Raw genomic sequence first — 9,039 nt, 5'->3', positions numbered from 1 at the left:
CCGTGGATGATGGCGAGCTTGTCTGGATAGACCTCCGCCGCGCGCTTCAGGAAGGACAATGGCGTCAGCGGCTGAAAGTTGGCCGGGTTCTTGTCGAGATCGATCTCATACGGATTGGTGGTCATTGCTCCCCTTGGACGGTGCCTTTTTGCGGATTCCCGGTCCTGCGGGCCCACCGTAATGGCAGGTCTTCCCTGCGACAAGCCGCAGCGGGCGCCTCGTCCGTCCGGGGCTTGCAATGACCGGCACGGCTTGAAAGAGTCGCGCCGCAAATGCCGAAAGAGGGAGGGAACCTATGGGCCTTTATCGCGAGACCTATGACCGCTGGAAACGCGATCCGGAAGGCTTCTGGGCGCAGGCCGCCGGGGAGATCGACTGGTCGCGGCCCTGGGATCATGTCCTGTCGGAAGAGGCCGGCCTCACGCGCTGGTTCGCGGGCGCCGAATGCAACACTTGCTGGAACGCCCTCGACCGCCATCTCCCGACGCGCGGCGATCAGCCGGCCCTGATCTATGACAGCGCCATGACCGGCAAGGTGAAGAGTTTCACCTATCGCCAGCTGACGGAAAAGGTCGCGACCTTCGCCGGTGTCCTTCAGCGCCACGGCGTGACGAAGGGCGACCGCGTCATCGTCTATATGCCGATGGTTCCGCAGGCCGTCGTCGCCATGCTCGCCTGCGCGCGGCTGGGCGCAATCCATTCGGTCGTCTTCGGCGGCTTCGCGGCCAAGGAACTCGCGACCCGCATCGACGACGCGAAACCGAAGCTGATCGTCTCGGCCTCCTGCGGCCTCGAACCCGGCCGCGTCATCGCCTACAAGCCGCTCCTCGATCAGGCGATCGACATCGCGTCGCACAAGCCTTCGGCGACAATCGTCTTCCAGCGGGCCGAGGCCGAGTCGAAACTCGTCGCCGGCCGCGATTTCGACTGGAAGGACGAGATGGACAAGGCGCGCGCCGAAGGTCGCGCGCCCGCCTGCGTGCCTGTCGCCGCCACCGATCCGCTCTACGTGCTCTATACGTCCGGCACGACCGGCAAGCCCAAGGGCGTGGTGCGCGACAATGGCGGCCACATGGTCGCGCTGAAATGGACCATGAAGAACGTCTACGGCGTCGATCCGGGCGACGTCTTCTGGGCCGCCTCCGATGTCGGCTGGGTCGTCGGCCACTCCTACATCGTCTATGGCCCGCTTCTTCACGGCTGCACGACGATCCTCTTCGAGGGCAAGCCCGTCGGCACGCCGGATGCCGGCACCTTCTGGCGCGTCATCGCCGATCACGGCGTCAAGGCGCTCTTCACCGCGCCGACGGCCTTCCGCGCCATCAAGAAGGAAGACCCGAAGGCCGAGCTGGTGAAGAATTACGATCTCTCGACATTCGAGATGCTCTTCCTCGCCGGCGAGCGCGGCGATCCTGATACCATTCAGTGGGCGGAGCGTGCGCTGGGCGTCCCCGTCATCGACCATTGGTGGCAGACGGAGACCGGCTATCCGATGGTCGCGAATCCGATGGGCATCGAGCACCTGCCGGTCAAATACGGCTCGCCCACCGTCGCGATGCCCGGTTATGAAATTCATGTCGTCGACGAGGCGGCCAAGGAGCTTCCGGCCAATACGACCGGCGCCATCGTCGTGAAGCTGCCGCTCCCGCCGGGCTGCCTGCCGACGCTCTGGCAGAACGACGAGGGCTTCCGCGCTTCCTACCTTGCCGACTATCCGGGCTACTACAAGACGGCGGATGCGGGCTATCTCGACGAGGACGGTTACCTCTATGTGATGAGCCGCACCGACGACATCATCAACGTCGCCGGCCACCGCCTCTCGACCGGCGGCATGGAGGAAGTGCTGGCGGGCCATCCCGACGTCGCCGAATGCGCCGTCATCGGCGTCGCCGATCAGCTGAAGGGGCAGGTGCCTGTGGGCTTCCTCGTCATCAACAAGGGCGTCAATCGCCCGGCTGCGGATATCGAGAAGGAAGCGGTCGCATTGATCCGCGAGAAGATCGGTCCCGTCGCTTCCTTCCGGACCGCCATCGTCGTCCAGCGCCTGCCGAAAACCCGCTCGGGAAAAATCCTGCGCGGCACTATGCGCAAGATCGCCGACGGCGAAGCCTGGACCACGCCCGCCACCATCGACGACCCGCTGATCCTCAACGAAATCGGCGAGGCGCTGGGCGGTGCGGGCTACGCGAAGAAGGGGTGAGCGTGAAGACCCTCACCCTCCCACCGCCTGACGGCGGCGGGCCCCTCCCTCTCCCGCAAGCGGGCGAGGGGCTTGAAAAGCCGCTTCCTTTCTAAGCCCTCTCCCTCTGGGAGAGGGTTGGGTGAGGGTCTTTCTCGACGCGCTGCCAAAACAAAAATGGCCGGGACAAACCCGGCCATTTTGTACTGATCGGCAATGACGAAGAGACTTACTCCTCGTCGTCCTCCTCGATCTTCACGTCCTTGAGCTTGGCGAAGACGCTGTCGGCGTCGTAGCTCTTGCGTTCCTCGCGCTCTTCCTCGCGTTCCGGCGCGGCGATGGTCGCATGCTGCGGCGCGGGCGCGATGGTCTCGGAAGCGGGGAGCAGCGTGTCGACGCCGCCGGCCGCCTTCGCGGCCTTCTTGCGCTCGCGTTCCAGCTTGCGCGCGGCCTTCTGCACCGCGGCGTCGAGTTCGATCTGAGTCGCGAGGCCGAGCGTCACCGGATCGACCGGCTTGATGTTGGCCGCGTTCCAATGCGTCCGGTCGCGGATCGACTGGATCGTCGGCTTGGTCGTGCCGACCATCTTGGCGATCTGGGCGTCGGTCAGTTCCGGATGGTTGCGCAGGAGCCAGGCAATGGCGTCCGGACGATCCTGACGGCGCGACACGGGCGTGTAGCGTGGCCCCTTGCGCGGCGGCACCGGCGGCACCTTGTACTTGCTCTCGGCGGCCATCAGGCGGGTCGCCGGATTGCCCTGGCAGCGCTCGATCTCGGCGCGCGACAACTGGCCGGAGGCGACTGGGTCCATGCCTTTGATACCCTGCGCCACGTCGCCATCGGCAATGCCCTTCACCTCGAGCACGTGCAGACCGCAGAAATCGGCGATCTGGTCGAAGGTGAGCGATGTGTTCTCGACGAGCCAGACGGCCGTCGCCTTGGGCATGAGGGGCTGAATCATGTCTGTTCCTCTGATCCACCCGGGCTTTAAACCGGATGAACCCTTTCCTCTTCCTCGGAATGAGCGGGTGATGGCCGTTATATAGGGTGAAAAGCCCCCCAATGAAAGGCTCATGACAGGGGGACGGCCGCCTTTTGCTGACGCCGGGTCAAATGGTCAGCATGATCTTGCCGATATGGCTGCTTTTTTCCATAAGCTCGTGGGCCTTGGCGGCCTCGGCGAGCGGGAAGGTGGCGTCGATCCGCGGCCGGACGCGGCCTGCATCGAGAAGTGGCCAGACCTTCTCGCGAAGCGCCCGGGCGAGCGCCGCCTTTTCCTCGATGCTCCGGGGGCGCAGCGTCGAGCCGGTCAGCGTCAGCCGCTTCAGCATGACGGGCATGAAATTGATTTCGGCCGCCGAGCCGTTGAGGAAGGCGATCGAGACGATGCGCCCGTCCTGCGCCGCCGACTGGATGTTCCGGGCGATATAGTCGCCGCCCACCATGTCGAGAATGACGTCGACGCCCCGGCCGCCGGTCAGTTTCTTGACCTCGGCGACGAAATCCTGCTCGCGGTAGTTGATCGCGGCCTCGGCTCCCAGTTGCAGGCAGGCGGCGCATTTGTCGGCCGAACCGGCGGTTGCAAAGACCCGGGCGCCGAAAATATGGGCGAGCTGGATCGCCGTCGTGCCGATGCCGCTGGTGCCGCCATGGACCAGGAAAGTCTCCCCAGCCTTGAGCGCGCCGCGCTCGAAGACATTGGTCCAGACCGTGAAGAACGTCTCGGGGAGCGCCGCCGCCTCGATCAGGCTGAAGCCCTTGGGAATGGGTAGGGCATGGGTCTCGTGGACGGTCGCATATTCAGCATAGCCCCCGCCGCCCAGCAGCGCGCAGACCCGCTCTCCGGCCTTCCAGAGCGTCACCCCCGGCCCGGTGGCGACCACTTCGCCGGCGACCTCGAGGCCCGGCGTATCAGGCGCGCCGGGCGGTGGCGCATAAAAGCCCATGCGCTGGATCGTATCGGGACGATTGACCCCCGCCGCCTCGACCCGGATCAGGATTTCGCCATGGCCGGGCTCAGGCCGGTCGATCTCGGCGAGTTCCAGAACCTCCGGTCCGCCCGGCTTGGTGATGGCGATGGCTTTCATCCGGTCGGGGAGAGACATGGCGGCTCCTTGCTGGCGACGCGACAGGCTTGAAGGTCTATCCAAGCCCTATCAGACTGGCAACAAAGGCATCAGGAAAGGTCGGAGGAAGCTCATGGACACCGACGATCTCGAACCACGCAAACGGCGCGGAGAGGCCCTGGCGGCGCTTGCCCGCGAGGATCTGGCCCTTCTGGGCATCGAGGAACTGCAGGACCGAATCAGGTCGCTTGAGGCCGAGATTGCGCGCATCCGGGCGCAGCTCGACAAAAAGCATGGGACCCGCTCGGCTGCCGAGGCCCTCTTCAAGAAGTAATTGCCTCCAGCCTAAGGCCTTGGAAACTTGAAATTTTCCAACGAAAAACAAGTAATCCGGTCTGCGTGATCCAGCGCTCGCGGAAAATTGCCTATTTGCGCGGCATTTAACGATTTGATAAATATGAATGCGCTAGGGTGACCTTGCGTAATCCAGTCTTTCTGGATTTTGAGTGGTTCCTATCCACTCTGTTTGACGCCTCCCTGTTAGAACTGAGCCGCGGGCTTTCCGCGGCTCTTTTTTATCATCCCACCATTCTCGACATGCGGTCTGCCTGAATCCATGGCACGAATGTTGATCCTTCAGGTCCTGACTGTGCTGTTTCGGCACGGACGGTGAAGGGGATGGGATGATGAGCTTCGATCGGATCGATCAGGATGTGCAGTTTGCCGGCGGGGAAGTCTCGCTGGGCGAATTCATGTCCTCCGGCCTTTTCCAACGCACCTATCAGGAAGGCATGCAGCTCGTCGAGGAGACGTCCGCCTATCTCGACGGGCCGGGCCGCGAAGCCTCTCGCAACCTCTCCCGCGACGCCTCCCTGGCCTATGCCGGCGAAAGCATGCGCCTGACGACCCGCCTGATGCAGGTCGCCGCCTGGCTTCTGGTGCGCAAGGCGGTTCATGAGGGCGAAATCACGCCCGAAGAAGCGCGCGCCGAGAAATATCGCCTCGCCACCAAGGATATTGCCCGTTCGGCCCGTCTCGCCGGCGCCCACGCCCTGCCGGCGCGCTTGCTCGAACTCGTTTCGCATTCGGAACGTCTTTATGCGCGGGTCGAGCGGCTCGACAGCCAGCTGCGCGATCAGCCCCGCCTTGTCGCCACGAGCCATCCCATGGCCGATCAACTGAGCCGCGTCGAAGCCTTCTACCGCGAGACGCTGGAGCGCAGCTTCGGCGAAGGTTGAGCGCTCCTGGCGAGGGTGCAAAGAAAAAGCCCCGCGAAAGCGGGGCTTTGTCGTCTCTGACGCTCAGTTCGCTCAGGCCTTGGTGCCCAGATTGCCGAACTTCTGCTTGAAGCGGCTGACGCGGCCCGCGCGGTCGACGAGTTGCTGGCCGCCGCCTGTCCAGGCCGGATGCGTGTTCGGGTCGATGTCGAGGACGAGCGTGTCGCCTTCCTTGCCGTAGGTCGAGCGCGTCTGGAAGGTGGTCCCGTCCGTCATCGTCACGGTGATCGTGTGATAGTCGGGATGAATTTCTTTCTTCATGGCTGTCGCCTTCTCGAGCGTCGGAATGGGGCAAGCAAACCGGGGCAGCCAACCTTGGGCGCCGCCGGAATGGGGGCTTATAGCCAAGAGAGGCCCCGCTGACAAGGGCCGGGAGGGAGCGGGCCCGATGAAAGGAGCGGCAAGGGGGAGGAGAGCGGCTGGTTGCGTGAAACTGCCGCACGGGGCTCTGGCCCCGATCAGGGATTACCCTGATTGGCGCTAAGGCGCCGCGATTGCTATATGAACCCATCGGGGGTCCTTGCGAGGCCGCCTCAGTCGCAACCGCAGCGGGCCGCCATCATGAGCGAAGCATCGAACCCCGTCGTCGAAGCCATCGAGGAAGAGGCCCAGCGGCGCAAACCCGCCCGGAGCGTCGGCCCGATCGCCAAGCTGATGCCCTTCATAGCCCGCTACAAGGGCATGGTCTTCCTCGCCTTCGTGTCCCTTGTCCTCGCCACCGTGTCCACGCTCCTTGTGCCCATGGCCGGCCGTCGCCTCCTCGACAACGGCTTCAACAGCGCGAATGCCGACTTCATCGACACCTATTTCCTCGCCCTCATCGGCGTCGCGGCGTTGCTCGGAGCCGCCAGCGCCTCGCGCTTCTATTTCGTGAGCTGGATCGGCGAGCGCGTCGTCGCCGATCTGCGCGAGGCGGTTTATGCCCATGTGCTGAAGCTCTCGCCAGCCTTCTTCGAGATCACGCGCACCGGCGAGGTGCTGTCGCGCCTCACCGCCGACACGACGCTCATCAAGACGGTCGTCGGCTCCTCGGCCTCTGTCGCGCTCCGCAACGTCTTCCTCTTTTTCGGCGCCGCCTCGATGATGGCGGTAACGAGCCCCTGGCTCTCCGGCCTCGTCCTTCTCGCCATTCCGCTGATCGTGCTGCCGCTCGTCGTCTTCGGCCGCTGGGTACGCCGGCTCTCGCGCGCGAGCCAGGACCGCATCGCCGACACGAGCGCCTTCGGCGCCGAAAGCCTCAACGCGATCCAGACGGTGCAGTCCTTCACGCATGAAGAGATCGACCGCCGGCGTTTCGACGAGACGGTCGAGCGCTCCTTCGACACCGCCCGCGCGCGCATCACCGCGCGCGCCGTGCTGACGGCTCTGATCTTCTTCATCGGCCTCTCCAGCGTCGTCGGCGTGCTCTGGTTCGGCGCCCATGCGGTGGTGCAGGGGACGATGACGGGCGGCTCGCTCCTTCAGTTCATTCTCTATGCCGCCTTCGCGGCAACCTCCGTCGCGGCGCTTTCCGAAGTCTGGGGCGACATGCAGATGGCGGCGGGCGCGACCGAACGGCTGGTGGAACTTCTCGCAATCGAACCCGAGATTCGCGCGCCGCAAAATCCGCTGCGGCTCCCGTCGCCCGCGCGCGGCGCGATCGTTTTCGACAACGTCACCTTCTCCTATCCGACGCGGCCGCATGTCTCCGCCCTGCACGATTATTCGCTGCGTGTGGAACCGGGCGAGACGGTCGCCATCGTCGGCCCGTCCGGTGCCGGCAAGAGCACCGTCTTCCAACTTCTGCTGCGCTTCTTCGATCCGCAGAAGGGGCGCGTTCTCTTCGACGGCGTCGAAGCGACCATGGTCGAGCCGTCCGAGCTGCGGTCGCGCCTCGCCGTCGTGCCGCAGGAGACGGTCGTTTTCGGCATGAGCGTCGCCGAAAACATCCGCTATGGCCGGCCCGACGCCAGCGACGAGGACGTTCTCGCGGCGGCGAAGGCGGCGCGCATCCACGATTTCATTCTGACCTTGCCGAGGGGCTACGAAACCCAGGTCGGCGAGCGCGGCGTGACGCTGTCCGGCGGCCAGCGTCAGCGCATCGCCATCGCCCGCGCGATCCTGCGCAACGCGCCCGTCCTGCTTCTCGACGAGGCGACCTCGGCGCTTGATGCCGAGAGCGAAACGCTCGTCCAGCAGGCGCTCGAAGGCCTGATGGAAGGCCGTACCACGCTCGTCATCGCGCATCGGCTCGCGACCGTCCTCAAGGCCGACCGCATTGTCGTCATGGACGAGGGGCGCATCGTCGCCAGTGGGACGCATGACGAGCTCGTCCGTCAGGGCGGTCTTTATGCCCGCCTCGCGCGCCTCCAGTTCACAGGCGACATGATCGGCGATGTAAAAAGCGTCGCGTTGCACTAGGCTCAAGAAAACATAGGGGGAGCGAACATGTCGCGTCTGCTGCGCAACGTCATCATCGGGCTTGTGGTCGCCGTCTGCATTGTCAGTGTACTCGGCTGGCGCTTCCTGTCGGCGGCGGGCTATTTCACCGGCATTCGAGCCGAGGTGCCCGCCGATTGCACCGAGATCGCATCCGTCCCCGGCCCCGAGGACATCGCCATCGACCGTGAGCGGGGCCTCGCCTATGTCGGTGCGCTCGATTGGCGCGCCATGATGCGCGGCGACAAGGCAGTGCGCGGCGGCATCTACGTGATCGACCTGAAGGCGCCGCGCGACGAATGGGCGCTCGCGCCCGTCACGCCGAACGAGCCCGCCGATTTCAAGCCGCACGGCATCAGTCTTTATATCGGCGCCGACGGAAAGCGCCGCCTCTTCGTCGTCAATCACGCCGAAGCCGGCAACGCGATCGAGATTTTCGACATCGCCGAAGACGGCACACTCGCCCATGTGAAGAGCGTCGCGGATCCTTTGCTCGTTTCGCCGAACGACGTCGTCGCCGTCGGTCCCGACGCCTTCTACGCGACGAACGATCATGGCTCGAAGGGTGTGGGTGCGCAACTGAGCGACCTCCTCCTGCTGCGGAACGCGAACGTCGTCTATTACGACGGCACCGCGATGCGGAAGGCGGCCGACATGCTCCTTTTCCCGAACGGCATCAATGTCAGCCCCGACGGCGCCACGATCTATGTCGCGGAATCTCTCGGCGCGGCGCTGCATGTTTATACGCGCGATCCCGCGACCGGCGCGCTCACCGCCCGCGACTACACGCGCCTCGGCACCGGCCTCGACAATATCGACGTCGAGCCGGATGGGTCGCTTCTGATCGCCGCGCATCCGAACATGCTGGCGTTCATTCGCCACGCCTCCGATCCGAAACACCTCTCGCCGAGCCAGGTCGTGCGCATCGAACCCGGAAAGCAGGGCGGCGGCAAGGCTGGCACGATCTACCTCAACCTCGGCGAACAGCTTTCAGGCTCCAGCGTCGCCGCCGGCTACAACGACCTGATGCTGATCGGCAATGTCTTCGAGAAGAAGATTCTCGTCTGCAAGCAGACGAAGGAATTCAAGTCGTTTTGAG

General features: G+C 64.7%; 8 protein-coding genes. 5 read left to right on the top strand and 3 right to left on the bottom strand.

All coding sequences use genetic code 11. From position 1 onward, the window contains the following. Positions 1-295: 295 nt before the first annotated feature. Complete coding sequence (locus tag VMR03_RS15460) at positions 296-2,200, top strand: propionyl-CoA synthetase (protein WP_325406790.1); 1,905 nt, start codon at positions 296-298, stop codon at positions 2,198-2,200. A gap of 208 nt (positions 2,201-2,408) precedes the next feature. On the opposite strand, the gene VMR03_RS15455 is transcribed toward VMR03_RS15460, so the two are convergent. Together VMR03_RS15455 and VMR03_RS15450 are read right to left on the bottom strand one after the other, a co-directional pair. After that, entirely contained in the window at positions 2,409-3,140 is a 732-nt protein-coding gene (locus VMR03_RS15455; RefSeq protein WP_325406788.1) for a DUF1013 domain-containing protein, read from the bottom strand. 148 nt (positions 3,141-3,288) lie between these two features. Next, on the bottom strand, positions 3,289-4,284 hold the full coding sequence (locus VMR03_RS15450) for an NAD(P)H-quinone oxidoreductase (protein ID WP_325406786.1): 996 nt from the start codon (positions 4,282-4,284) through the stop codon (positions 3,289-3,291). A 94-nt stretch (positions 4,285-4,378) separates the two neighbouring features. Between VMR03_RS15450 and VMR03_RS15445 the strand changes: the two genes are divergently transcribed. Further along, the gene (locus tag VMR03_RS15445) at positions 4,379-4,579 is read left to right on the top strand and encodes a DUF1192 domain-containing protein (protein WP_325406784.1); all 201 of its coding nucleotides are present in this window, start codon (positions 4,379-4,381) and stop codon (positions 4,577-4,579) included. A 349-nt stretch (positions 4,580-4,928) separates the two neighbouring features. Beyond that, on the top strand, positions 4,929-5,483 hold the full coding sequence (locus VMR03_RS15440; protein ID WP_325406782.1) for a DUF1465 family protein: 555 nt from the start codon (positions 4,929-4,931) through the stop codon (positions 5,481-5,483). 72 nt (positions 5,484-5,555) lie between these two features. Here the strand turns inward: VMR03_RS15440 and rpmE are convergent, their stop codons facing one another. Further along, a complete protein-coding gene (gene rpmE / locus VMR03_RS15435) occupies positions 5,556-5,783 on the bottom strand; it encodes a 50S ribosomal protein L31 (RefSeq protein ID WP_325406780.1) in 228 nt (75 codons plus the stop codon). Between the two features lie 300 nt (positions 5,784-6,083). Between rpmE and VMR03_RS15430 the strand changes: the two genes are divergently transcribed. After that, positions 6,084-7,922, top strand: a complete 1,839-nt coding sequence (locus VMR03_RS15430) for an ABC transporter transmembrane domain-containing protein (RefSeq protein WP_325406778.1) — start codon at positions 6,084-6,086, stop codon at positions 7,920-7,922. A 27-nt stretch (positions 7,923-7,949) separates the two neighbouring features. Further along, positions 7,950-9,038: a strictosidine synthase family protein gene (locus VMR03_RS15425; protein ID WP_325406776.1), complete on the top strand. Its 1,089-nt coding sequence runs from the start codon at positions 7,950-7,952 to the stop codon at positions 9,036-9,038. Position 9,039: the final 1 nt, after the last annotated feature.

Origin of the sequence: Parvibaculum sp. (genome assembly GCF_035511255.1) — a bacterium.
Lineage (GTDB): Bacteria > Pseudomonadota > Alphaproteobacteria > Parvibaculales > Parvibaculaceae > Parvibaculum.
This window is presented reverse-complemented; position numbering and strand designations above follow the sequence as displayed.

Excerpts from the sequence above, each read along its gene's own strand:
- VMR03_RS15445 (WP_325406784.1), top strand. The coding sequence starts at position 4,379 with ATGGACACCGACGATCTCGAACCACGCAAACGGCGCGGAGAGGCCCTG.
- rpmE (WP_325406780.1), bottom strand. The coding sequence starts at position 5,783 with ATGAAGAAAGAAATTCATCCCGACTATCACACGATCACCGTGACGATG.
- VMR03_RS15460 (WP_325406790.1), top strand. The coding sequence starts at position 296 with ATGGGCCTTTATCGCGAGACCTATGACCGCTGGAAACGCGATCCGGAA.
- VMR03_RS15455 (WP_325406788.1), bottom strand. The coding sequence starts at position 3,140 with ATGATTCAGCCCCTCATGCCCAAGGCGACGGCCGTCTGGCTCGTCGAG.
- VMR03_RS15430 (WP_325406778.1), top strand. The coding sequence starts at position 6,084 with ATGAGCGAAGCATCGAACCCCGTCGTCGAAGCCATCGAGGAAGAGGCC.
- VMR03_RS15450 (WP_325406786.1), bottom strand. The coding sequence starts at position 4,284 with ATGTCTCTCCCCGACCGGATGAAAGCCATCGCCATCACCAAGCCGGGC.
- VMR03_RS15440 (WP_325406782.1), top strand. The coding sequence starts at position 4,929 with ATGATGAGCTTCGATCGGATCGATCAGGATGTGCAGTTTGCCGGCGGG.
- VMR03_RS15425 (WP_325406776.1), top strand. The coding sequence starts at position 7,950 with ATGTCGCGTCTGCTGCGCAACGTCATCATCGGGCTTGTGGTCGCCGTC.